This window comes from Oribacterium sp. KHPX15 (assembly GCF_900107835.1).
Lineage (GTDB): Bacteria > Bacillota > Clostridia > Lachnospirales > Lachnospiraceae > Oribacterium.
The window spans coordinates 61,498-87,596 of sequence record NZ_FNRG01000015.1 but is presented as its reverse complement, the minus strand read 5'-3'; the positions used below and the strand labels follow the sequence as shown (position 1 = coordinate 87,596).

The 26,099-nt window shown below is 44.5% G+C and carries 20 protein-coding genes and 1 tRNA gene; 2 read left to right on the top strand and 19 right to left on the bottom strand.

The features are described from left to right. Nucleotides 1–37 precede the first annotated feature (37 nt). The 7 genes from BLV86_RS10385 to BLV86_RS10355 form a co-directional block, all read right to left on the bottom strand. Nucleotides 38–544, bottom strand: coding sequence for a hypothetical protein (locus BLV86_RS10385; protein WP_090816912.1), 507 nt, complete (start codon nucleotides 542–544; stop codon nucleotides 38–40). 75 nt (nucleotides 545–619) lie between these two features. Continuing rightward, entirely contained in the window at nucleotides 620–1,837 is a 1,218-nt protein-coding gene (locus BLV86_RS10380; RefSeq protein ID WP_090816909.1) for a phosphodiester glycosidase family protein, read from the bottom strand. A gap of 95 nt (nucleotides 1,838–1,932) precedes the next feature. Next, nucleotides 1,933–3,180 (bottom strand): bifunctional glycosyltransferase family 2/GtrA family protein, encoded by a 1,248-nt coding sequence (locus BLV86_RS10375; RefSeq protein WP_175456503.1) that lies wholly within the window; start codon nucleotides 3,178–3,180, stop codon nucleotides 1,933–1,935. 279 nt (nucleotides 3,181–3,459) lie between these two features. Beyond that, nucleotides 3,460–5,244 carry a carbohydrate-binding domain-containing protein gene (locus BLV86_RS10370; protein ID WP_090816903.1) on the bottom strand — a complete coding sequence of 595 codons (1,785 nt, stop codon included), beginning with the start codon at nucleotides 5,242–5,244 and terminating at the stop codon, nucleotides 3,460–3,462. A gap of 122 nt (nucleotides 5,245–5,366) precedes the next feature. Continuing rightward, nucleotides 5,367–6,035, bottom strand: a complete 669-nt coding sequence (locus BLV86_RS10365; RefSeq protein ID WP_090816900.1) for a DUF4956 domain-containing protein — start codon at nucleotides 6,033–6,035, stop codon at nucleotides 5,367–5,369. Nucleotides 6,036–6,189: 154 nt separating this feature from the next. Further along, a complete protein-coding gene (locus BLV86_RS10360; RefSeq protein ID WP_090816897.1) occupies nucleotides 6,190–7,011 on the bottom strand; it encodes a polyphosphate polymerase domain-containing protein in 822 nt (273 codons plus the stop codon). Nucleotides 7,012–7,240: 229 nt separating this feature from the next. Continuing rightward, nucleotides 7,241–7,999: an esterase family protein gene (locus tag BLV86_RS10355; protein ID WP_090816894.1), complete on the bottom strand. Its 759-nt coding sequence runs from the start codon at nucleotides 7,997–7,999 to the stop codon at nucleotides 7,241–7,243. 207 nt (nucleotides 8,000–8,206) lie between these two features. On the opposite strand from BLV86_RS10355, the gene BLV86_RS10350 reads away from it, so the two are divergent. Continuing rightward, the gene (locus tag BLV86_RS10350) at nucleotides 8,207–9,298 is read left to right on the top strand and encodes a hypothetical protein (protein ID WP_090816891.1); all 1,092 of its coding nucleotides are present in this window, start codon (nucleotides 8,207–8,209) and stop codon (nucleotides 9,296–9,298) included. Between the two features lie 138 nt (nucleotides 9,299–9,436). On the opposite strand, the gene BLV86_RS10345 is transcribed toward BLV86_RS10350, so the two are convergent. From BLV86_RS10345 to BLV86_RS10290, 12 genes are all read right to left on the bottom strand, one after another. After that, nucleotides 9,437–10,462, bottom strand: coding sequence for a polysaccharide deacetylase family protein (locus BLV86_RS10345; protein ID WP_090816888.1), 1,026 nt, complete (start codon nucleotides 10,460–10,462; stop codon nucleotides 9,437–9,439). 22 nt (nucleotides 10,463–10,484) lie between these two features. Next, entirely contained in the window at nucleotides 10,485–11,285 is an 801-nt protein-coding gene (locus tag BLV86_RS10340; RefSeq protein ID WP_090816885.1) for a zinc ribbon domain-containing protein, read from the bottom strand. Between the two features lie 35 nt (nucleotides 11,286–11,320). Further along, complete coding sequence (locus BLV86_RS10335) at nucleotides 11,321–11,716, bottom strand: zinc ribbon domain-containing protein (protein ID WP_090816882.1); 396 nt, start codon at nucleotides 11,714–11,716, stop codon at nucleotides 11,321–11,323. 172 nt (nucleotides 11,717–11,888) lie between these two features. Next, complete coding sequence (locus BLV86_RS10330) at nucleotides 11,889–12,638, bottom strand: C40 family peptidase (RefSeq protein ID WP_090816879.1); 750 nt, start codon at nucleotides 12,636–12,638, stop codon at nucleotides 11,889–11,891. 218 nt (nucleotides 12,639–12,856) lie between these two features. Beyond that, nucleotides 12,857–12,929 (bottom strand) — tRNA-Thr (locus tag BLV86_RS10325). 184 nt (nucleotides 12,930–13,113) lie between these two features. Further along, nucleotides 13,114–14,997 carry a CapA family protein gene (locus BLV86_RS10320; RefSeq protein ID WP_242873285.1) on the bottom strand — a complete coding sequence of 628 codons (1,884 nt, stop codon included), beginning with the start codon at nucleotides 14,995–14,997 and terminating at the stop codon, nucleotides 13,114–13,116. Between the two features lie 314 nt (nucleotides 14,998–15,311). Further along, the gene (locus BLV86_RS10315; RefSeq protein ID WP_090816876.1) at nucleotides 15,312–17,207 is read right to left on the bottom strand and encodes an ABC transporter ATP-binding protein; all 1,896 of its coding nucleotides are present in this window, start codon (nucleotides 17,205–17,207) and stop codon (nucleotides 15,312–15,314) included. Then, on the bottom strand, nucleotides 17,207–18,997 hold the full coding sequence (locus tag BLV86_RS10310) for an ABC transporter ATP-binding protein (RefSeq protein WP_090816873.1): 1,791 nt from the start codon (nucleotides 18,995–18,997) through the stop codon (nucleotides 17,207–17,209). The genes BLV86_RS10315 and BLV86_RS10310 overlap by 1 nt, the downstream gene beginning before the upstream one ends. Nucleotides 18,998–19,372: 375 nt before the next feature. Further along, the gene (locus BLV86_RS10305) at nucleotides 19,373–19,990 is read right to left on the bottom strand and encodes a cytidylate kinase-like family protein (protein WP_090816870.1); all 618 of its coding nucleotides are present in this window, start codon (nucleotides 19,988–19,990) and stop codon (nucleotides 19,373–19,375) included. Nucleotides 19,991–20,137: 147 nt separating this feature from the next. Further along, nucleotides 20,138–20,788: a phosphatase PAP2 family protein gene (locus BLV86_RS10300; protein WP_090816867.1), complete on the bottom strand. Its 651-nt coding sequence runs from the start codon at nucleotides 20,786–20,788 to the stop codon at nucleotides 20,138–20,140. Nucleotides 20,789–20,791: 3 nt separating this feature from the next. Then, on the bottom strand, nucleotides 20,792–22,573 hold the full coding sequence (locus BLV86_RS10295; protein ID WP_090816864.1) for an ABC transporter ATP-binding protein: 1,782 nt from the start codon (nucleotides 22,571–22,573) through the stop codon (nucleotides 20,792–20,794). Further along, complete coding sequence (locus BLV86_RS10290) at nucleotides 22,573–24,564, bottom strand: ABC transporter ATP-binding protein (protein ID WP_090816861.1); 1,992 nt, start codon at nucleotides 24,562–24,564, stop codon at nucleotides 22,573–22,575. The genes BLV86_RS10295 and BLV86_RS10290 overlap by 1 nt, the downstream gene beginning before the upstream one ends. A gap of 402 nt (nucleotides 24,565–24,966) precedes the next feature. On the opposite strand from BLV86_RS10290, the gene BLV86_RS10285 reads away from it, so the two are divergent. Beyond that, nucleotides 24,967–26,070, top strand: coding sequence for a ribose-phosphate pyrophosphokinase (locus BLV86_RS10285; RefSeq protein WP_090816858.1), 1,104 nt, complete (start codon nucleotides 24,967–24,969; stop codon nucleotides 26,068–26,070). Nucleotides 26,071–26,099 lie beyond the last annotated feature (29 nt).

The following is a 26,099-nucleotide window of genomic DNA, read 5'->3' as shown; positions in this document are numbered from 1 at the left end:
TAATATTTGCAAAATTGTAACAATATGCGATATGTATTTAAAAAAATAACCTGGTCTTCTCTCTGTACCCTATAAATGTCATGAGGGCTGTCAGCAGGAGTTCTGCTCCAACTATGAAATAAACCTTAGATAAAGAACTTGTGGTTCCGTAGATATCCAGTATTCCGTGAAAAACCGAGCCCACAGTCAGGGTGGCAATGCCGGATCCCCATAGATTTATGGTGTACATTGGAGGGTAATCCTTTTCAGTTGCTCCCCTTCCCATTCGGGCAGAGGCGATAAAAAGCCACGGCAGTACGCCCAAAATCAACGGGATGGCGAAAGCATATATCATATAGTAGGAATAAACACCGAAGCTGAAGTACTCATAAACTGCGCCGAACAGGGCAACTGCTATGGTGATTAAGACGTAGCCCAGTACTTTTTTAGTTGCTTCGCCGGGTTTATCCTCTCCCTTCGCTGCCATGATTTCATTCTTTTGGCTTATATCTGATCCTTTAACACCGCTCTTATAAACATTTCCATTTATACATTTTTCTTTCATTAGCTTTATCCTTTCAGATATCCATCTAAATCTAATATCGAACTGCATACAAGGGTATCACTTAACTTTCACACCTCATGTACTTTCTGTTGCAGAATCCTCTGCTTTTCCCAGATAAACTATATCGCTGACCGATCTTTCCTTTATATTGTTACCACCTGTGGTTGGCTTGTTGATGATCTCGCCGTTGAAATACAGGGTACTTGAGCCGCCACCGTCAAGATTATAGGCAGACGTGCAACCCAGGCTCTGCATAAACTCTGCAAGCTGGTACAATGTTAAGCCCTCAGACTCTTCTGTTCTTCCGTCGGTAACCACAAATACGTAATGTCCATCCTCAAGTATGCCGATAGCTGTTCTCGGATTTGAAGCCATTGCCTTACCTACTTCCTCGTCCTTTGTTACTGCTATCTCACTGTTCTCCACCAGACCGGGTCCAAAACTGAGTACGTCCACCGCTCCGGCAGCCAGAACCTCTTCTGCGGAAAGGTCATTTTCCGAAAAAATCTCGAAGCTTCCATCTGCAAGTATAGCCAGATCCTCATTTCCTCCTGAGGTGGATCTGTAAAGAGCTCCGTTTCTTATGACATAACCGTCATTCTGCGCCCCGTAAAAATCTCCGTTTATGGCAAGGATGGCGTCATTTTCTTCCGCTGTCACAGAAGTAGCTTCCTTTAAATTTTTGCCATAGGTATCATCCGCAAAGGCTGTCTGAATGAGATCCGAGGCACTGTAGGCCGATTCATCAAGCTCGGTGGCATCTCCAAGCAAATGTACATCCGCAACATATATGGAAGTATCATTTGCTCTGTATTCACTTAAGGTAATGGTCTTTACACTGTCGGTGTAGGTTCCGATAACTTCATCTGAACTTACTGTATCTATAGTTGTTGATACTGCTTCCTCAGCTTTGGATGTGCTGCTAACTTCAATCCTTTCAGGTCTGTTTTTTCTGTGATGCTTCTCCGAAGCAGCTTCTGTATTGCTTTCGGATACATTCTCAGTTCCGTAAGCATTATCTATATTACTTTCAGAACTGTTCCCTGTTTCTGAAGCATCCTCTTCCGATTTGCCCAGGTTCTCGGCATTGGCACCGGTTCCCTTTGCGGTTTCAAACACGCTTTTATCAACTTCAACTGTTCCTTCTGTATTTAATGCCACCGACTGCTGCACTGTTCCTTCTGTGTAGCTTCTTGGGATTACAAATGTGTCCAATAGCGCATATCCCGTAAACGCTGTAAGAGCCAGAAATGATGTAAGTCTGTATTTCCAGCTGCTGAAAAAATCCTTCATATAATGTTCCTTATCGTTCTGTTTATTTTTTGATGACCTGTTCCCGTTTCAATTAGGGTTTCGCTTCATTTCAAGCGGGTCAGCCTTGATTATTTTCACGCTACCCCGTAATCCTGAAAGGGGCTATGACTTCCTTTTACCGATTCTCTATCCTCTCCGGTCTGTTTTGCCTCAACCCTCATAGGCTGTGCAGAAACTTTATTTTCTTCAACGCCCTTTCCTGATGCTGCAAATACAAATCGTCTCTGGAGTGTGAAATTCACAAAGAACATCAGTATCTCTATACAGACTTTTGCGATCATGGGGTTTACAGGCAAAAATTTTGTCACTGCACAAAGGAGTGCTGTATTCAAAGCAAGAATGGTTACTGCAAGAAGCATGTACTTTACCGCTGAGTTTGCCACACTAACCTTGTTCCTTTTTTCAGCCTCTATATATTCATTGTCGGTACCTGCGAAAACGAAATTCCGGTTGATGCTGTAATTCGCTGTGGCACTGATCAAACGGGCGAAAACATTGGCACAAAGCATAACATAGGCTGTTTTTCCGAAAAGTTCCACGATGCATCCGAAAATAGCAAAATCTATGAGAAAACCGACGAAACCAGACAGGCTGAACCTGAAAAGCTCCTTGTAGATACGGATTGAGTCCTTAAGGGGATTAAAGTGGCTGCCGGCATTGTTATCGATATAGATAGTCTCTATGGTAAGCTCCTCCATGGGAACCTGCTCACGGGCAAGATTCATAAGCATATTCATCTCGTATTCATAGCGGTCACCCGGAACAGAAAGCATCCGGTCCATAAGTTTTTTTGAAAAGGCCCTGAGTCCTGTCTGAGTGTCGTAAATTCTGACTCCCGAAAGAAGTCTGAACACATTTCTGGTTATTCCATTGCCTATACGGCTTCTGAGCGGTGAACTCGGTCCCTGCTTGCGGCTTCCCAGTACAAGAGTTCCGGGGTGTACAGCAGCATGCTCCACCAGTCTTGTGGCGTCAACAATCTTGTGCTGTCCGTCAGAGTCGATGACTACTACCGCATAGTTGTCTTCATATTTGTACTCTTCTTTGATGTAGGCAAAAGCCTGCTTCATGGCATACCCCTTTCCTCTGTTTTCAGGGTAACGTATCACATGGGCAAAACTCATGACGTCTCCGAAAATTCTGTCATATTTTTCTACAGGAACTATTCCGCTCTTAACAGAGTTTCCTGACGCAGATCCGTCATCCACCACTACAACTTCAAAGCCAGAAGCTGCTGCCTCAGATGCAACTTCTATAAGCATTTCATCCGGCTCATATGCCGGTATCACCGCTATCTTTATAAGTGCTGTTTCTATATACATAATTACTGCTCCTTTCAGAAGGTCAAACGCTGTTTCACATATTCGTAGAAATAAAATCCAGATCATAAGTTTCCATCTCTTCTCATGACCTGTATGGCTGTATCTTAATTTGCGAAGCTTAAACCATGCTGAAGAATCGAAAAAATAACAACAAAAAACACCTCCCAGTGTATACAAGTGTTACACAAGAAGGTGTTTTTCAAACAGTATATTTTTTCTGTTAGAGTGACATATCTGTTTAAATGTACATTACCAAAGCCCAATTATAAATTATATTGATTATCCTGCTGCTGCGCTGGTCTCAGGCAGAGTCTCTCCGGCTCCGGTCTGGCCGAAAGCACCGTTCATATCGGGAGGGGTTCCGCCCATGTCAGCAGGTGGATTTCCGCCCTGTCCACCGGGACCACCCTTTCCTCCGGGGCCACCCTGGCCACCGGGGCCGCCTTGACCAAAGCCGCCGGTCATTCCTTCCGGTGCACCGTTTTGGCCATCGGCAGCATTCATCTCAGGCATGCCTTCCGGTGGTGTGCCCATTTCGCCCTGCTCACCGTTTCCCTGCTGACCACGCATGCCGTGTCCGGGGAAGCCGCCCATCATGCCGCCGGTTCTCTCACCGATGGTGGCAATGTTTCCATCTACAGTTACGGTTTCTTCCTGATCTCCGGTCTTTACTGTGTAAGTCTCACCCTGCTTAAGTTCGGGACTTGAAAGAAGGAATGCCTCAAATGCCTGGGTTGACTCAGCATTTTCATAGATTACATTGCCGTCAGAATCGGTTACAGTGATTTTGGTACCCGCTTCCTGCTTTTCAGTATAGTAAACCACAAGCTGAATCTGTGTTGAATCCTCACTGAAGCTCTGGAACATGCCTGAAGAGCCTGTGAGAGCAAAGGTTCCACCTGTGATGGTTCCTGTTCCGTTATAGTCAAGTGGAGCGTTTGCACCGATTTCCGGACCATCTATGTAAATCTCACCGCCGGTCACAACAACGTTTCCGTTTGAATCAAGACCGTCACCTGCTGCCGCAACATAGACATTACCGCCATTGATGGTGATAGCAGCACCCTCGGTAACAGCGAAAATGTCATCGGTTTCATCAGATCCGCCGGCGGAATTGACACCATCGTCCGAAGCCTTGACCCTGACTGTACCGCCGTTGATGGTCACGGAAAGTCCCTCAAGTCCTTCATAGGAATCAGCCACATCCACAGTTCCGCCGTCAATGATCAGAGCAGTTTCCGCATGGATACCGTCATCCTCCGCATGGATCACCAGAGTTCCGTCGCTTATGATAACGTCCCCCTTTGAATGAAGTCCGTCCTCACCGGAGGTGATGTTAATTCCTCCGTCCTGTATTTCCAGGCTGTCCTTACCATTGATTCCGTGCTCTGCTGCAGTGATATCAAGCTTCACATCATCTGAGATCACCAGTGCATCCTTGCCATGGATACCATCACAATATCCGCCCTGCACGGTAAGTGAACCACTACCGGTTATGTAAAGGTCTGATTTACTGTAAATGGCAGCATCGGGGGCATCAGATGTGTCCTTTCCACTGTCCTTGGCAGCCTCACGCTTATCCTCAACCGTATTTTCACTGCCTTCCGCAAGCTCAATAAAGAAATTTCCGGAAGTCACAACGTTTATCGGCGCAGTCTCGCTGTTTGTAATGCTGAAATTATCAAGTACAAGCCTCACATCATCCTTGTCTCCGGCCTCAACCGAAATCTGACCTTCCGGAAGTTCACCGCTTAACCTGTAGATTCCGGCATCTGTTATGGTCACGGTGGTGCCGCTAATGCTTACGGCCTTTGAATTGGCCCCTGAAACCTTGATCTCACCTGACTCCACTGTTATGAGAGTCTCATCCTTTGATACATTATCAGTCTCTGCCTTTGTATCTTCCGCTTTTGCAGCCTCTGTCTCAACAGCAGCTGTTGTCTCTGCCTGCTTCTTACTGCAGCCGGTACCAAACATAGCTGCCGCACATGCCAGTGTCAGAACTGACGCGGCACCTCTGAAGGTTCTTCTAAACATTTTTTCTGAAATATTCTGCTTTTTCATTTTTCACTTTGCCCTGATACTAAAAACCGGGCATCCTTTCCATCTTGGTTTTTCCGATTATTAATAACTGATATTCTGTATTCAACCTGAATTTCCGACCGAATACTGAGATTTCATATATTTTATAGTGATTCTGTCTTTTCCGGAATTCTTCCGCAAACTATCTCAAGGTTTCCGTTTCTTGCCCTGAGGTCATCTATCATCTGCTTTTCCTGACTTGCATTCTTAAGTGTTAACTGGTAGATCAGCTCATAGAGTGAACCCATATTCACAGTCTTAACCTTAATGAGCTTTGTGCCTTCCGCATAAGTGGAAAAAACATCATCAAATATACCTGCATAATCAAGATTCTCAGGGATTACAACCTTTAGCTCTCTTTCAAGCTCCTTAGTCTCTCCTATAGGAGCTGCCACAAGCGCCATGGTTACTATGCCAATGACTACAGTAAATACTGCTGCCAGCATGACATAACCCATACCTGTTGCAAGTCCCACAGCCATAGCCAAAAAGATAGATGCGATCTCACGGCTGTTTCCCGGAAGCGATCTGAATCTCACGAGAGAAAAGGCTCCCATTACAGCTACTCCGGTACCGACATTACCATTCACCAGCATGATAACCGACTGAATGATGGCCGGAAGAAGAACCAGTGTGATAAGGAAATTCTTACTGTATCTGTTCCTGAAGCTGTGGAAGGCTGCGATGACCGCTCCCAAAACCAGTGATGCCATAAGGCATACGATAAAGCCTTCTGATGTGATATTGTTTCCGTTTATTATTGTATCTAACATTTTATACCTCCAAAATCCATACTGAACAGTTTTTCAAACCTTTATCATCTGATGATACTGTTTTTATCTGTAATATCCGAAAAATATTCCGGTATGATATATTCTCATTAAATCTTCAAGCACGTATAAAATAATCCGATTATTCCGATCATATTCACGCCATGGCTCTGCGGCCTGCCATTCCGACACGGTCCAATGCCTCTGCCTCACCACTATTACGAAGCTCGATTGCATTGTACTGCTTAAGCGCCATGATTTTTGCCTCCCGGCCTGTACGTTCGGCAAAATGCTGCTGGTAGTAAGTTCCGTATTTTGAAAAAGACATCATGTTAATGTCAAGCTCTGCAAATGCCTCTGCCATCCACATAGGCATGGCACCCGGAATCTTCACTTCCATAAGTGTCTTTCCTTCAGGAAGCAGGTGCTCTCCCATGTCACCGTGTGTGAGCTCCAGGTCATTCTCTCTCGCCCTTATGGCATTATCGAAGGTGACTCTCAGGTCGCTGTTCTCATTTCCGTGAAGTGCCACTCTGTCATAACCTATAAATGCCTTGGGTTTTAATCCGTAAAGCTTTTTCGCATAGTCGATTTCTTTTAAAATCTGTTTGTTTGCGAAGTTCATCTCTATTTCCGGTGTTTTATCTTCGTAGAGATATTTTCTTGCCTCACTCATCTTCATTGCCACCCGACGCTTGTAAACTATACCTGCATACTTCTTTTTAAGTTCAAGGAAAACCTCCTGATCCTCGGTTGGAACTCCGTAGGATCTGAGTCTCAGCTTTTCCTTGTACTTTGGCTTCTCCAAAGATGTTCTTATAAGCTGAAAATTATCTGTATCAAAATATATGTTGCAAATGGTGTAATCAGTGAATTTATCGGGAGACATATACTTATCAAGTATCGGCTTTAACTTCTCAAGCTGCTCCTTTGTAAGCATAAACTTCTTTTCAATTCTCTCAAAAATCTGTCCTGCCATGTCATTTCCTCCTCTCAGGATGGCTGTATCATACAAGACAAAGCTGAAAGAAAACTGAAAGAATATAGAGAAAACTGTGTATAATTTGTGAACTGACCAGGAAAGGAAAGCAGACCCCAAAAAATGTCTGGAAGTCCCTGGTCAAGACATAAAATAAAAAAGCCTTGGAACCGGCTCACAGAGCCAATCCCAAGACCTGATAGTTACTTGTACTGTCAAAAACAGGATATCAATCTAAATTATCGTTGTCACCCAGGAGTTCCGGGAGGAAGTACTGAATCTGCTCTTTCCACCAGTACCAGTCATGACTTACATCATATCCCCAATAATCGCACCAGGCGTCGATACTTTTGGTAATAAAAATTCTTTCAAGACTTTTCAGTGTCTTAACACCGTCAAACTCCTGATATCCCTGTCCTACACAGAAAATCATCTTTCTCTTATTGTAGAGCTCTATGTACGCGTGATCCGGCGGCATATTCTCAAGGAAACGTTCAGGCGCATTGTCATAAAGATTGCTGTCCATATAATCATCAAAGAAATACCTGACATCATAAATTCCCGAAAGCGCCATGAGAGACTGGAAAAGATCCGGTCTCCTCAGGAAAATGATGGCAGCATGATTTGCTCCCATACCAACTCCGGCCACTATAGGCATGGTCTTTGACTTATTCTTCTTATGAATATAAGGCAGCACTTCCTCTATTATGCAATTATAATAGGCTTCCTGTCTGGACGTTCTCCAAGGATTTATACCGTTCTCACAAAACCAGCTTTCCGAATCCACAGTATTAACCGTAAATAGCTGGACACGGCCTTTCTCGATATATTCCTGAATTGCTTCAACCATTCCGTGCTCTTCCCAATCATTGGCCGAACCATTCTCACTCGGAAAAGCCAAAAGAGGAATGCCCTTCTCACCATACACGAAGAGCGACATATCTTTATCCAACTGCTTACTGTGCCATGTATAAAGCTCCTGTTTCATAATCAGTCTCTCCCTATTTTTTCAATTCACGAACATTGTCAAACAGATAGGAAAAGTATACCATGATATGACATTTTAGCGCAATTTTATTACGAAATTTTATATTAATTTAGTCCGAAAATGGTTATAATGTATTTTGGACATGCATCTGATACTAAGCAATCTTATGTCCCTCACCTCAATAATACAATTCAGGAGGCTTCTATAATGAATTTCGTTTTTATATCTCCAAATTATCCTCATAACTACCGGCATTTCTGTAAAAGACTCAGAGAAAATGGTGTTAATGTTTTAGGAATCGGCGATGCTTCTTTTGTTGAACTGGATCAGGATCTTCAGGACAGTCTGACAGAATACTACAAGGTTTCGGATCTTTCCGACTACGATCAGGTTTACAGGGCAGTTGCATTCTTTACTTACAAATACGGAAGAATTGACTACCTTGAGTCCATGAATGAATACTGGCTCAGCCAGGATGCCTCTCTTCGTACTGATTTCAACATTAAAACCGGTCTGAAAACTGAAGATCTTGAAGGTGTGAAAGATTCTATCCGGCTGCTGGACCGTTTCCGGAGAACCGATATCCCGGTTTTCACAAGAGACCTTGATGCTTTTGGTGCTACGGCAGCGCCTGTAGAGGCCGAACTTTGCTCCTATGATGCCATTGCAGACAGTCATTGTAACCCTCTGTTTGAATCCATGACTGTATGGGCTCCCGCAAAGAATCCGGATGTATTGATCGATACCGGAGAAATCTACTACACCTGCCCTAATATGCCTGCAAAGCTTCGCCTCCTTGGCCGTAGAGCTTTGAAGGCAATCGGAACCGGTTCCCGCTTTATGCGTGTCGAGTTTCTGCATCTTACAAAGGATCACGGTCAGCTTGGCAAAGCCGGTGATTATGTTGCCGTTAATGCTTCCATCTGTCCTGCAGGTGGTGATGCTCCCGACATGATGAACTACGCTCATTCTGTGGATGTATACAAAATCTGGGCAGATATGATCACAACAGACAAGCGCTACCTGGACGGTCGTCTTCAGACTTCATCGGAGCTTGGACATCATACTTCCGAAAATGATGAAGACTGCTTCTGTGTATATGCAAGCCGTAAGGAAGGCCCGTCCTATGTTCATCCTGAAAGCCGCATTGCTGACAAATTCCATGACGTTCTCATGATACGCCGAAAGGAAACAGATGAATATGGCACAGGGATCACCCGATATGTCGCAAGACTCCGCACTCAGCATGAAGTAAACACATTTATACGTTACCTGCACGAGACAACACCTCAGCTGTAAATCTCTTATAATTGATGGACTGATAATCGTTAAAGTTTCGCTTGAACTGCTTCATAAAGCCGCATGACGATTAAAAAATCGTGACAGAACAAAAAAACCGACAGATGCGTCACACTTGCATCTGTCGGTTCTTTCATCTTATTGTCCCAAGTATTCATTTTCCGGAAGATCATCCAATGACTTGAAAGTATAACCGGCACTTTCCCATCCGGTGAGAAGCTCGTCCAGGATTGCATCATTGGTGGAGGAAGTAGCATGCAGAAGTACAATTGCGCCGGGATGGATACGCTTGTTAAGGGTTGCCAGGGCACTGCTGCGGCTTGGCTGTGCCTTATCATCATAGTCCTTGTATGCAACTGACCAAAGCATGGTCTTGTAACCCATGGCACGGGCAAGCATCAGCTGAGCCTCGGAAAACTTTCCCTCAGGTGGGCGATAATAACGGTTCATGGGATGTCCTGTCAGTGTTTCGTACTGTTCCTCTACAGTATTTACCTCTGTATAGAACAGCTCTTTTGTTGTGACAGTTGACATGTTTTTATGACTGAGAGTGTGATTTCCCACTGTGAAGCCGTTTTGGGCAATGCTGAGTACTATTCCGGGATCTGACCTGGTGCAGGCTCCGGTGACGAAGAAGGTGGCAGGAGCATTATGCTTCTTAAGTGTGTTCATTATAGACACGGTGTGCCCGTTCTCATATCCAAGGTCAAAGGTCAGATAGCATACCTTTTCAGCAGTCATCTCCTTGGAATATGTGTCAAAAGCTCTGAGCCAGCTTTCATCAGCATTTCCCACAGGCGCTGAGTTTGCAACCGGGTAATAGTTTCCCCAGTCCATATTTGCTCCTCCGCCGGAAAGCTGTGAAAGATCCGACTGTATATCTGCATCCGGCTTAACATATTTCGGTACACGGATTCCGTCTACAATAGTTACTAAACCGGTGCCAGACTCAGCTGAGGATGCGGAATCACCGGTTTCAGACTCCCCTTGTACAGACTGTGGCATATTTTCAATCCCCTGTGTACTTACAGACTCAGAAATACCGGACGGGTTATTGATATAATCGACTCCCCTGGCTTTTACTCCCGCAAATGCCTGAACAGTCATTGATTCTGTGACTAAAAGTGTCAAAAGAATCTTCGCTGAAAATTTACTGAATCTCATATGTTACCTCCATGACTTATCATTATTTCCTGTCTTCAACTATCTTATTGATGGTCCAGACCCTGATGTTTAAGGATTCCAATCCGGTGCCGCAATATGGGCATACTTTCGATCCGAGGCCCTTAACAGGCGCTCCGCAGTTAGGACAATTATAGCCTAACATCTTTCCCTGGGTTTTCTCAGCATCCTGAACATACACAAGCTCCGTATGGAAAACAGTCTGAATCTTTCTCATCTTCCAGCCTGAATCTGACTCTTTGGAAGCATTGGCTTTGGTACCCACCTTAACTTTTCGTTCATAGCTGGCTGAAGTCTGGGCATGTATGGTGCAGGCTCCTGCTCCCCGTAAGTAACCTGAAACCACAGTCTTATAAGCATATCTGTTTTTGTATTCAAGCTTATCCTCAGAGTATGCCATCCCGGAAGAAACTTCACTATCGTTTGTTATGAGAGTCTCAACTTCTTTCATAATTACCGGGTACTCGCTAAGAAGCTCGGGAGCCCTTTCGTCAATTGCCTGCATTCTGAGAACCACTGCATTCTGGATACGTGACCTCCACTCATTCCAGCTGAACTCCGGAAAGTCCTTTTCTATCCTAGGAATGTAAAGTGAATCCATTGAAGACAGTGACTTTGGTGTTGCGGATATTTCCTCTTCGTCCGTAATACCTTCACCTGTCACAATGGACCTTGCCAGGATTTGCAGTGCCTGTCCCATGATGGATCTTCGAAATCTCCATATCTTATAAGAAATGAAACCACCTATTATTATAAAAACCGCCAGGTTCAAAAGCGGTCCTAAAGCTGCTGAACTCAACTCCATATCACATCATCCTCACAGTAAAATCAAGAATCATATCAATCTTCTGAAAACTTCTTCCCACACTTCGGGCAGTATTCAAAATCCTCAGAAGTCTCATAAGCACAGCCATAGCAGATTTTTGTTGTAGTCTTTTCACTTCTTGCTCCTGCCCCGCGCTGTCTCAGATAAAGGTCATTTGTACTGATGGAAACATTATCCCCCCACTCAATGGCTTTTCCGATCTCAGGTCTGAGCTCATACAGGGATCCGCAGCAGGAGGTTTCCACGTAGTAAGTCCTCCCCCACTTAAATACAGGAATAAAAAACAAGGTTAATGTCATATAAGTCATAAAAACCTTGAATCTCCCCATCCTCCCGCATACATCACAAGTCATCTGCTGATTATATTCCAGGTCCTTGCGACCGTTATTGATTCCAAAAATAAAAAACATTATTCTCTGTCCTTCTTTAAGAAAATGTACGTTTAGAATTATAGCATATAAAGATACAAAAAATGCAGTCTCCCGAAGGAAACTGCATCTTTATCTTAACTTCTCCGTTAACGCTGATTTTTGAGCCTGAATATCTGACACTCAGACTGAGATCTGATAGGCTCTATACAATTTACCAGTATCTTCCGATGGCAGCTATATTTTCATAGTGTATAGCACTGCTGCCTGCATCCTCAAATACCCATCCGCGTCGGCTGTTAGTAGCGTGAACAATGGAATTATCTCCGGTGTAGATGGCTACATGTCTGACACTGCCAATACTGCTGCCGTAGAAAATCAGGTCGCCGGGAAGCATCTCTGCCTCTGTTACATATTTTGGAGCGCTTGCAGCCTGCTCTCTGGAGCTTCTCGGAAGTGAGATACCGAAGGTTCTGTATACAGCCTGTGTGAATCCTGAGCAATCCGCCGGACCGCTGAGGCTGTTGCCTGTTCCATATCTTAAAACACCGACACCTACGTACTGTCTCGCAAAATTCACTATATCCTTACGTCCGGCAGTGTTTGTGCTGACCTCTGCTGAGGCATCAGACTGACCTGAGGAAGCTGTGGCACCCGGGGTCATATTCATGGCCGGTGTAGAAACGGCTGCCTCCACGGAGCCTGTGTTGGCATCGGAAGTCTCTCCTACAGCTTCACTTTGGGCTGAATCACCCAGCGAAAAAGAAAATGACGTGTTTACATCTCCCCAGTTTGAGGCCAATGTAAAAGTCCCATCAACATTGAAATAATAAGGTTCTGATACGCCATCGTTGTTGGCGTCCATCCATGTGATATCATTATTATCTGCAAATGCCAGGCCGGATGCTGCTGTGATCATCATTACTGTGAGCACGCCGGTGACAATTTTTTTAATATTTTTCATATGACTCCTATAAAAATTTTTCCACAACGACTTTCCTAGTTTAACCTTAAAGGGTTTATATATGCAAGTAGGCGAGGTATATATTTTATTTATAACCAAAAAAATGTCCTGATTCCTCGCATCCGGAACCAGGACCTGTCTTCGGTAATATTCACTTTACGATTTAACGGTAGCCAAAATGGTTTGATTGGCAATACTGCTGTCACAAGAGAATATCGAGCTACTGACCGGACTTGAACCGGTGACCTTCTGATTACGAATCAGATGCACTACCGACTGTGCTACAGTAGCCAACCCGGGCAGAAACGGTTTTCTGCCCTTCGTTTTTCATGCCACATAAGTTTACCGATTTTAAAAGGGGTTGTCAACCAATGATGGCATTCTCACATAAAGAAAAATCTTCACTGATATAACAGTCAGCCCCGTCCCCATTGTAGCTGTCTGCTGCTCACCGGTAGTTACTGTCACATGAGAATTATTGCGATGCAGTTACTGTACCATCTTCGCCAATGGAGATTCCTGTACTAATGCTCTCAATGTAGGAATAAAGTTCCGCCTTGTCTGCTGAATCCGACAGGGTTCTTGTATATCCTGCCGAGGATTTTCCGGGAATAAGCTGCAGCTTCAGGTCTTCCGCACCTTCCATGGTCTCATCGACAGTCACCTTAAGAAGTGCCGTCCTCGGTATGGAACTTCCGAATACAAAGTTTCCAAGGCTGTATACGATAGGAACATCTTTATAAAACTCAATTCCCTGGAGAACATGAGGGTGAGCTCCCACAACAAGATCAGCACCGGCGTCCACTATATCATGGGCCAATGTCGTTTGAATCTCATTAGGCATCTCCTTACTTTCTTCTCCCCAGTGAATATAAACCACAACAAGATCAGCCTGCTCTTTAGCCTGCCCGATCTCTTCAATCAGGTTTGATGGGTCGTAGGCTGACAGAAGCCCCGGTGATGTTTTACCTGCTTCCCATTCCCCTACCGGCATAACTCTGGTTGCTCCGATAAAAGCAATCTTCCTGCCCTTTATGTTTACCATAACAGGCTCTGATGCCTCTTCTATATTCTCTCCGGCGCCCACATGACTGATCCCGGCTTTATCCAAAGTATCAAGCGTATCCAGAAGGGCATCCGTTCCAAAATCCAGAGTATGATTATTGGCCAGGGTAACCAGATTGATACCCATTTCCTTAAACATGTCCACTTTTGAAGGATCAACCTCAAAGGTGTACTGCTTATCCTCTGCCGGAGTTCCTCTGTTACTGAACGGAAATTCTTCATTGACAACAAAGTAATCTGCCGACTTTATTTCATCAAGGTATGCCTGAGAAACCACTCCTGTAATATTTCCGGAAGCCTGATATGCTTCCATTACATGGTCACTGAGGTACACATCTCCGGAAAACATAAGTTCCACAGGTTGAAATTCAGCCGCTCCTATGGCTCCGGCTTCCTCAGTCATAACAGGATTTTCCACAAAAACGGCGCCGCTTTCATTAACATGAGTTGTGGTTTCTTCTGTTAATGTCTCAGGCTCAGATGATTCCTCTGCAGCAGCCTCTGTGGATTCTGTTAAAATTTCTCCTTCAGCATTCGCCGTTTCATCACCTTTATTTTTGTCTGCAGCGGCACTTTGAAGCTGAAGCATAACCGATCTTACTTTGTCCCCCGACTGAGGTTTCAGGGTAATCACTGTGATCATAATGATCTCATATATCACAAGGAACAAACCTATTGCCAGGAAAAGCAGTTTCCACCGGCTTCTCCCCTTAAGTCTTTCTTCCTCTTCATCTTCTTCCAAATAAGGTCTTACATCGCTGAATCTTTCTTCTGTTTCTCTTCTTTCCCGGCTTTGCAGGATTCTTTCGGAACGTGAACCTGAATAGTTGCTCTGTCTGGTATTTAAAAATACTCTGGTTCTCTCAGAATCAACAACTGAATCACTGCCGGAACCATGATTTAAACTGCTTTTTGAATTATCGCCTGCATGTACCCCGGAATTTTCAAATAAATATTTCCCGGTCTTATCCTTTGTCAAGTCTTCTCCGAAGATCAGATCAACTTCTTTATTCTCAATGTTATTACTCTTAACTGTCCTGTCTCTCTTATCTGGGTTTTTCCTCTTATTTATCCTTTTTCCATCGGATTTTCTACGGCTCCTGCCAAAATCCGAACGATCAACCTTCTCAATACTATAATCACCGCTTTTATCTATTCCCAGAGTTTTTCCGATACTCTCTACTTTTATCTGTCTCCCGGGTCCTGTATATTCAGAACTTTCCCCGTGATAATCTGATTCCAGAAACCTTTCAACTTCCCCTTCAGACAGTAACACTCTTTTAGGATAATTCACTGTCCTTTTTACGTGGCCAGCTTTTTTTATATGGCCAGTCTTTTTTACGCGATCCGTCTTTTTTACCCGGTCCGCATTTTTATCTCTTTCCCCAATATTTCTCTCAGCCCTTGGTCCTTTGTAGTTTGACCTGAGGTGATCATTCCCCGATTGCTCTCTCAAAGCTTACCTCTTAAGATTATTAGTTTTTTCAATGGTATGGACCATTGCTCAGCGCTCCATATTATTCCCCTAAGCGCAGTTAAAGTCCATCTTCCACTTGTTCTCCTCAAGTTCGGAAGATGGACTTTAAACTTATACCATCATATCTTCAATTATTCAAGTTCAAATGCACCTGTATACAACTGATAGTAATTTCCCTTTGCAGCTATCAGCTCATCATGAGAACCTCTCTCGATGATATTACCGTGATCGAGAACCATGATGACATCTGAATTCTGGACAGTGCTTAGTCTGTGGGCAATGACAAATACCGTACGTCCTGCCATAAGGGCATCCATACCTCTCTGAACTATTGCCTCTGTATGTGTGTCGATGGATGAGGTAGCCTCGTCCATGATCATAACAGGAGGATCTGCAACTGCTGCTCTTGCGATGGAAATGAGCTGTCTCTGTCCCTGGGACAGGTTTGAACCATTGGACAGGAGCTTTGTGTTATAGCCCTCAGGAAGTCTCTGTATAAAATCATCGGCTCCCGCAAGTCTTGCCGCAGCCATACACTCCTCATCTGTGGCATCAAGCTTTCCGTAACGGATATTATCCATAACAGTTCCCGTGAAAAGCACAGTGTCCTGAAGGATGATTCCGAGGGAATGTCTGAGATCCGCCTTCTTTATCTTCTTAATGTCGATACCGTCATAGGTGATGGTACCTTCCTGTATCTCATAGAAACGGTTGATAAGGTTTGTAATGGTGGTTTTTCCTGCACCGGTGGCACCAACAAATGCAACCTTCTGTCCCGGACGGGCGAAAACATTAACCTTGTGAAGAACTGAGTGTTTTCCGTCATAGGAGAAATCCACGTCCTTGAGAACTACGTCTCCTGCCAGCTTTCTGTACTCAAAACTGCCATCCTCTTTAGCACGTTTCCATGCCCACATTTCCGTAGACTCCGAAGTTTCTGATATCTGACCGTTTTCCTCTTTGCAGCTTACAAGAGTCACGTAACCCTCATCCTCTTCCGGCATTTCATCCATAAGAGCAAATATACGTCCTGCTCCCGCAAGTCCCATTACAATAGCATTGATCTGCTGTGATATACCGCCTATCTGACCTGCAAACTGCTTTTCCATTCCAAGGAAAGGAACGGTAATGCTTATGCCCAGAGCAATTCCGCTGAAGCTTAAGTTCGGCACCTTGAGGAAAAGCAAAAGCCCGCCGGCGAAAGCCAGAATAACATACATGATGTTTCCGATATTTCCAAGGATCGGCATCAGGGTATTGGCATATTTATTGGCCTTTTCCGCAACCCTGAAGAGCTCATCATTTACCTTATCGAAGTCCGCTTTAGCAGCCTCTTCATGGTTAAAGACCTTGATGACCTTCTGTCCGTTCATCATCTCCTGGATGAAGCCCTCGGTTTTTCCAAGTTCTGCCTGCTGCTTCATGAAGTATTTTCCTGAGCCTCCGCCCACCTTCTTTACTACCTTTGTCATGACGAAAACGCCGCCAACAACGATGATTGTAAGCCAGATGCTGTAGTACATCATAAGGCAGAAAATAGTGATAACAGAGATGGCAGAAACCATAAGCTGAGGAATTGACTGTGATATGAGCTGTCTCAAAGTATCAACGTCATTGGTGTAGTAAGACATGATATCTCCATGCTCATGACTGTCAAAATATCTTATGGGAAGATCCTGCATTTCGTCAAAAAGCTTAACACGGAGCTTCTTGAGAGAACCCTGCGTAATGATGGCCATGCACTGATTGTAGACAAAACCTGCAAGGAGTGAAATTGCATAGAGAACCGCCAATGTTGCCACAAGACCAAGAATCTCTCCAGATACCGAATCCCAGTCTCCGCTTTGCCAGTTCTGTTCAATGATTGCAATTACCTTCTGCTGAAACATTGATGGTATGGCACTTACTATGGCATTTATAAATATACATACAAGGGTAAATGGAATCAGCTTCGGGTAGAATGAAAACAAGAGCTTTATCAGTCTGCCCATAACCTTACTATTCGGAAGTGTTCTTTTCTTTTCCATCAGTTAACACCTCCTTCGTTATTTTCTTCAGCATCTGAAGCAGGTGCTGTCTCCTCGGTCACCTTATTCTGTGCCTTGTAAAGCTCCTGATAGGTTGTATTTCTTGAAAGAAGCTCCTCATGGTTTCCGATATCCTGTATCTTTCCACCCTTAAGGATGAGGATTCGGTCTGCCTCCTGTACAGAAGATACACGCTGTGCAATGATTATCTTTGTGGTCTCCGGGATAAATTCCTTAAAGCCCTTTCTGATAAGCGCATCTGTCTTTGTATCTACCGCCGAGGTGGAGTCATCGAGAATAAGAACCTTTGGTTTCTTAAGAAGTGCTCTTGCGATACAGAGGCGCTGCTTCTGTCCTCCGGAAACATTGGTACCGCCCTGAGTAATGTAGGTATCGTACTTGTCCGGGAATCTCTGAACAAACTCGTCTGCCTGGGCAAGCTTGCAGGCTTCGATGATCTCCTCATCAGTAGCCTTCGGATTTCCCCAGCGAAGATTTTCCTTGATAGTACCTGAGAAAAGGACATTCTTCTGAAGCACTACCGCAACCTGATCACGAAGAGTCTTGAGATCATACTGCTTTACATCCAGACCTCCTACTCTGACAGTACCCTCAGTCACATCATAAAGTCTGGGGATGAGCTGGATAAGGGAGGACTTTGAAGAACCTGTGCCGCCGATGATACCGATAGTCTCTCCGGACTTTATATGAAGGTCAATGTCTGAAAGAACATATCTTTCCGCTTTTTTTGAATATTTAAAGCTTACGTTGTCAAAATCTATGGAACCGTTCTGAACCTCCATAACGGGATTCTCCGGGTTTGTAAGAGAACTCTCTTCTCTCAGTACCTCTGCGATACGCTCTGCCGACTCGGCTGAGATGGTCACCATAACGAAAATCATGCTGAGCATCATGAGTGAAATGAGTATCTGGAAACTGTATGTAAGAAGAGCCGAGAACTGTCCTACGTCAAGAGCTGAGCCCCTGGTTGTGATGATAAGATAAGAACCGAAGCTCAGAACAAAAAGCATTACCACATAGAGGCAGAACTGCATCAGAGGATTGTTGATGGCAAGTATTCTCTCCGCCTTGGTGAAATCCCTCTGAACATCTGCTGCTGCAGCTTCAAACTTCTTCTTTTCGTACTCTTCACGTACAAATGACTTCACAACTCTCATACCGGTGACATTTTCCTGGACAGAGTCATTAAGGGCATCATACTTTTTGAATACTGCACGGAACAACGGCATAACTGTCCTTACTACAATGGCGAGGCCTATTCCGAGGATAGGGATAACCGCAACGAAGATCCAGGCCATCTTTCCACCCATGATAAATGCTGTTGCAAAGGAAAAGATCAGCATCATAGGTGCTCTGAAACCTATACGTATCAGCATCATGAATGCAAGCTGTACGTTCTGGATATCGGTGGTCATACGGGTAACCAGGGAACTGGTCTGGAACCTGTCGATATTTTCAAAGGAAAAGTCCTGTATCTTATAGAAAATATCCTTTCGAAGATTCCTTGAAAAACCTGTTGCGGCTGTAGCACTGGCATTGCCGGCGATGACACCGAAGGTCAGAGACATCGTTGCAAGGATTATCAAAACTACACCGAATTTTGTGATGACATCCATGCCACATCCTGCTTTGATCTGATTTATAAGTTCAGCAGTAACAAACGGGATAATGGTTTCCACAAGAGACTCTAATACCACAAAAAAGGGCGACTTCCAGGCCACACTTTTAAACTCTCTTATGGACTTTGAAAGTGTTTTTACAACGTCCATTTTATCTCCTTTCTTAATCTATGATATTTATCCGGATAAAGGATTTTTGAACTAAGCGCATCGCGCCCGGCGGGAATAAATCCACACCAAATATTTAGAAAGGCGCCGATAAATAGATTATCGGCGCAATGGTACTATACTAATAGATTGTTTAAAACATTTCAAGAATTTTATAAAAACTTAATGAGCGCAGATCCAGCGATTAATAGTCTCGGAAAGACAAAGAAAAAATCCTTAAGTATCCTCTTGAACCACTCAATGACAATAGCCATCGGGGACGGTTCCACGAAGAGCTTCAGCGAAAAAATACGTGGCATTTGATCTCGACCTGCAAAATATCAGCCGGGGAATATGCCCCGGCTGAAAAAGTTTTCATCAATCTTCTTTTGGTGTCTTTGTTACATCCTTGGTTTTGCATATATCGTAGATGATATCTACACAGCTGTCGATTCCGAGGCTTCCACTATCCAGGGTGATGTCATAATTCTGGCATTTGCCCCACTCCTGTTCGGTGTAGTAACGGTAATTGAATTTACGTTTCTTATCCATATCCTTCAGCATCTTGTCAGTATGCTCAGGATCCTTGTAGATACGTGTAATACGGTCTTTTCTTTTTTCAAGATCCGCATGGATGAATACATTAAGAACGTCAGTCCTCTCCCTGAGTATATAATCTGCGCAGCGTCCCACTATAACGCAGGGGCCTTTTGCCACAAGCTCAAGTATGACTTCTCTCTGCTTTGACCAGAGATAATCCTCAGGACTCATGCCGTAACTGTTACGGGCTGAGAAGGAGTACTCGATCCAGTTCTTGGCGTTGGCATACTCACCCTGTTTTTTTACATATTCTTCTGCGAAGCCCGTCTTAAAGGCAGTCTGCTCGATGATTTCCTTATCATATAATGGGATTCCCAGTTTGTCGGCGAGTTTCTTTCCTACCTCACGTCCGCCGGAGCCATATTCTCTTGAAATTGTTACATACTTAATACTCATACTGTCACCTTCTTCCGGATTGTTGTTTCACGAACTATATCTGTTTACATTTTAACATCAATATTTCGGCCATTCAATGAGTTTGAAAAAAATTTCTACATTATGACTCCGAGGTCGTAACAGTTCACGATGGCTATGTAATAATTTTTATTTCTCGAAAAATCTTTTCCAAATGAACCAGAGTAGAACACTCATGGCCCATCCGAGAACAACGTCAACAACTGAATGCTGCTTTATGAACATTGTGGAAAGGCAGATGAGAACTGCGATTATGGTTTCTATGTTCTTATATCGCAGCTTTATGTATCGGCACTCTCGCACTACCAGGTCGATGGCTATGGTGCTGGAGACGTGCATGCTGGGGCAGACGTTGCGGGGCGGGTCGATGGAGCGAAGCCAATTCACTGCTGTCGAAAACAAGTCTGTCGACTCCAAGGGTTCTCTCAAGGCGAGGCCGTTGGGCCAGATTGTGTACACTATCATGCAGATAGTGTAGCCTCCGAATAGTATGAAGCAGAGCTTCAGGAAATCATTTTTGGTTCCCCAGAAAAGGAAAAACACCAGGGCCCCCGGGAAGATGATCCACCACATGGCATAGGGTATGAAAAATGCGGGGATGGTGGGTATCATTCTGTCAATCGGTAACTCTATGATTTGGACTTCGCTTGCCGGAACTTCCCTTAACTGTAAACGCGCAAAATATAAAAGGTAACAGGGGAGGTACAGAAGCCAGAGGCAGTAAATATTATCTTTTATAAAACCTTTCGGGTTTGTGTACATGGTTTTGATTTTTTCCATTTATCATGCTTCCTTTGCAAACTGGCTGTTATAGAGTGTTGAATAGAAGCCACCCTTTTGGAGGAGCTCCTCATGTTTACCCTGTTCGATGATATTTCCGTCCTTCAGAACCAGTATCAGGTCTGCATTTCTGATGGTGGACAGACGATGTGCAACTATGAAGGTTGTTCTGCCTTCCATCATTCGGTCGAAGGCATGCTGGATATGAAGTTCGGTTCTGGTATCGATGGAGGAAGTAGCTTCGTCCAGAATAAGCATTGGCGGAAGGCGGAGCATGAGTCTCGCGATACAGAGAAGCTGTTTCTGTCCCTGGCTGAGGGAGCCTCCGTCTTCTCCGAGAACCGTATCATAACCCTGAGGCAGACGGCGGATGAATCCGTCGCAATGTGCCTTTTTTGCAGCCTCAACTATCTCTTCCATTGTGGCATCGGGCTTTCCGTAGGCAATATTTCTGCGGATGGTAGTGGCTTTGAGCCAGGTCTCCTGAAGTACCATTCCGAAGTTGTCACGGAGACTTCCGCGGGTGACAGAGCGGTTGTCAAATCCATCCACCAGGATACCGCCCTGATCCGGCTCATAAAATCTCATCAGAAGGTTTATAAGTGTTGATTTTCCGCAGCCCGTGGGACCAACGATTGCCACAGTCTCACCGGGTTTAACGTGAATGTTTATGTCGGTAAGGAGCTTCCTGCTCTTATCATAGGAGAACCAGAGGTGTTCTATATCCACTCTGCCCTCAAGCTCTTTATTTTCTCCAAGCACCACTGCGTCCGGGGCATCCGGCACCATGGCCTCTTCATCGATGATCTCAAACACACGGGATGCGGAAGCAATGGCATTCTGAAGCTCTGTCACAACCCCTGAGATTTCATTAAAGGGCTTTGTATACTGGTTTGCGTAGCTAAGGAAGGAAACAAGCTCTCCAACAGTTATAAGGGTTTTTATGGCCATAAAGGCACCGCTCACACCTACTGCCGCGTATACGATATTGTTCACGCATCTTGTTGCAGGGTTCACAAGAGAGGAAATGAAGGTTGCCTTAAAGCTGTAACCTGACAGCTTTTCGTTTATTTCTTCAAATCTTTCCTGAGCATCCTTTTCATGCGAAAATGCCTTCACCACCTTAAGGTTTCCAAGCATCTCCTCTGTAAATGCAGTTATCTCTCCTCTGCTTTCCGACTGCTTCTGGAAGAAGTTGTAGGTGTGCTTTGCTATGAGACTGGCCACAACAAAACTAAGTGGTGTAAGGCAGATAACTATCACTGTAATGACAGGCTCAATGTAGAACATAAACATTAAGGTTCCCAGTATGGTGAGAACACCTGTGAAAAGCTGGGTAAAGCCCATGAGAAGTCCCTGGGAGAACTGGTCAATGTCCGTTATTATACGGCTTGTCAGGTCTCCTGCAGGATGCTTGTCAAGGTAGCTTATGGGAAGCTCCTCCACATGGTTAAATGCTTTTGTTCTGATATCCTCAACTACTCTGAAGGTAACGATGTTGTTGATGTGGTTCATGAGCCACTGAGCAAGGGCTGTGAGGATTATGAGGACTCCCATAAGCTTCAGGATGTCCATAAGCTTCACCCAGTCAACATTACCCTCTCCGACTATAGTGTCCACCGCATATCCTGTCAGGATCGGAAGGTACAGCGTCATCACCACGGTAACCGCTGCAAGAAGGATGGAGATGATAACAAGATGCATATATTTCCTTATATACCTAAGGATCCTGCCAATGGTCCGACGGTCTTCAGCCGTCATTTTTCTTGGTTTTCCCTTTGCCATCACTCTGCCTCCTTTCCGTTTTCTGCCAATGCTTCTGCCTTTGAAGCTTCAACCGAGCCGTCATTTGAATCCGCGGAAGATCTTTCTGTTTCTGCCGAAGGATTCTGTGTGTTTCCGGCAGGTTTTCCTGCTTCATCTTTATTGAGCTGAGAGAGGCAGATCTCCTTATAAACTTCACAGGAGTTGAAAAGTTCATCATGGGTTCCGATGCCGGCAACATTACCATCATCAAGAACCACGATCTTGTCGGAATTACGTACTGTGGAGACTCTCTGGGAAATGATGAAAACAGTCATGTTCTCGGTATCTCTCTTTATAGCCTTTCGGAGTGCCACGTCCGTTGCGAAATCAAGTGCGGAAGCGGAATCATCCAGGATGAGGATCTCAGGTTTACGAACCACGGCTCTTGCGATGGCAAGTCTCTGCTTCTGTCCTCCGGAGAAGTTTCTTCCCTCCTGCTCCACCTTAAGCTCCAGGCCTTCGCCCTTCTGCTCCACAAAATCGTAAGCCTGGGCAGTCTTTAATGCAGCATAGATTTCTTCATCTGTTGCATCTTCTTTGCCCCACTGCATATTTTCTCTGAGGGTTCCTCTGAAAAGAACGCTTCTCTGGGGAACTACACCGATTTTCTTTCTAAGCTCTGAAAGCCCGTACTCTTTTACCGGCTTTCCTTCTATATCTATCTCACCGCCGGTAACGTCATAAAATCTAGGGATAAGGTTAATGAGTGTTGACTTACCTGCACCGGTACCTCCGATGACACCCACAGTTTCTCCCGGCATAACATCAAAAGTGATGCCGGAAAGGGCCGGGTCTGCACCTTCAGTATAAGCGAAGGAAACGTCACGGAAGGAAACCTTGGGGGATGCAGACTTATTGCCTTCACCCAAGGATGAGCCGGTTTGAGCTCCTTTGATAATATCTGAAGCAGCTTGTTCTTTTGAGATACCTGCAGAAACCGGAGCTTCTGATGAGCTGCTGTCTGCGCCCTTCGCAAAAATACCATTTGAAACAGAGCCGGCAGAAACTCCGGCATGACCCTGAACGCTTGGCTTGATGCTGAATACACCGTCGATTCGGTTCATACTTGCCATGGCGCGGGTGATCTGGATAACAAGGTTTGCAAGCTTGATAAGCTCCACAAGAATCTGAGACATGTAGTTCACAAGAGCTACAAGCTGGCCCTGGGTTAATGATCCCTTATCAACAAAATTGGCGCCGCGATAAATGAGATAAACTACAGCGAGATTTATGATAACGTAAGTCACAGGATTAAGAAGCGCAGAGATACGTCCGACATTTACCTGCATTTCTGTAAGTCTGTCGTTTTCTCTCTTAAACTGCTCTATCTCGGAAGCCTGACGATTGAAGGCGCGGACTACTCTCACACCGAGAAGATTCTCTCGGGTAGTCTTCATTATCTTATCGAGCTGCGTCTGGTTGTTTTTGTACATAGGCGCAGTTGTAAGGATAATTCCGAAAACCACCGCAAAAAGTACAGCTATGGTGATGGTGAAAATGATTCCGGCCTTAACATTGATGGTAAAAGCAAGGATCATGGCACCAAAAACGATGAAGGGTGATCTCATGAACAGGCGGAGGGCCATGTTTACGCCGCTTTCCACGGCATTGATATCTGAGGTCATTCTGGTAATGAGGGTGCTGGTGCCCAGGATATCGATGTCCTTATAGGAAAGACTGTTTATATGCCTGAACAGGTCATTTCGGAGCCCTTTTCCGGTATGGATTGCCACCTTTGCGGCAAAGAACTGGGCTGTGAAGGAACAGGTGAGACCTATGGCCGCCAGTAAAAGCAGCAAGCCTCCCATTTTGAAAACATATCCAAGGTCATCGTTATGTATGCCCTTATCGATCATGCTGGAAATGACCATGGGCACCAAAAGATCGAAGCAGGCTTCCAGGCACTTGAACAGCGGCGCCAGAATCGCCTTGACCTTGTAATCATTTATATAAGATAAAAGTCTTTTCACGAATTGCCTCCTGAAATTTTGTTTCTGTTTTCGCAGGAAGTGCTCTTTTCTATAGAAGAGACTCTCCCAAAACAAAAACAGCTCTGCTGCGGCAACCACCACAGCAGAGCCATTATATACCCTTTGTCAAGAGATGTCACATTTTCAACGATTATCTATTACATCCCAAATAAACCGGAATGCGTGCCTGTATCTGTTATCGAGTACACAGAAAATGTTCAGATTCCGACTAATCTAAAGTTCGACTTTAGATTAGTCCGATGCAATCAATCACATTGAAAATAACCATATGGATGATACAATTAAAATAAGAATCAGCTCTGTGAAATAAGTCTCAGAGCATTGTGCGTGAAATCAGAAAACAAAATAGACAGCGGCATGAAAGATGCCGGGAGGTGACGTATGGCAGATAAGCTTGGAATCATCGCACTTGAATCAGCGATAAAATCAGGCCAGAAGGTAGATAAGATACTGGAAAGCTGGCGTGGTGAAAGTTTTCTCATTCCCTGTGAATGTCCAAGATTTAACAGCGGAGAAGGAAAGGGAATCATAAAGGAATCTGTCAGAGATAAGGATATATACATCATGGTGGATGTATGCAACAACTCTTTGACTTACAAAATGGACGGAAGCCTGAATCGCATGTCTCCGGATGACAACTATCAGGATCTGAAACGTATCATTGCAGCCTGCAACGGAAAAGCTTCCAGAATAACTGTCATCATGCCTTTCCTGTATGAAAGCAGGCAACACAGAAAAACCATGCGTGAATCCCTGGACTGTGCGGTTATGCTTCAGGAACTGGAAGCCATGGGGGTTCATGACATTGTGACCTTTGATGCTCATGATCCGAGAATGCAGAATGTGGTACCACTAAAAGGAATAGAGAATGTTTCCCCTGCCCTTCAGTTTACACAGGGACTTTTTACCGAGTATGAAGATTTAAAGATAGATGGTGAGCACCTCATGTTCATAGCTCCGGATGAAGGTGCTACGGAAAGAGTTGTGTTTCTGGCTTCTCTGTTCGGTGTAAACATTGGCATGTTTTATAAGAGACGTGATTATACCACTATCGTGAACGGTTCCAACCCAATCGTTGCCCATGATTTCTGCGGAAGCAGCGTTGAAGGAATGGATGTCATCATAATAGACGATATGATCGATTCCGGAGGAAGCATGCTTGATGTTGCACGGCAGCTAAAGGATCGTGGCGCAAAGAGGATTATTATTTTTGCCACCTTCGGACTTTTCTCCCGTGGATTTGAAAAGTTTGATAAAGCTTACGAAGAAGGTGTTTTTGACAAGATCTTCACCACCAACCTTGTATATCAGAAAGAAGAAATGCTTGCCAAGGAATACTATTTCAGCATCAACATGGAGCGATATATAGCGGCCATTATAGACACCATGAACAAGGGTGGTTCAATGTCGAAACTGACAAAGCCTGCTCAGAGGATCAAGGAAACAGTTGAGAATTATAAAAAAATGTCCGGAATCGGAGATTGATAATAATCCAATTACCGAATAGACAAAAA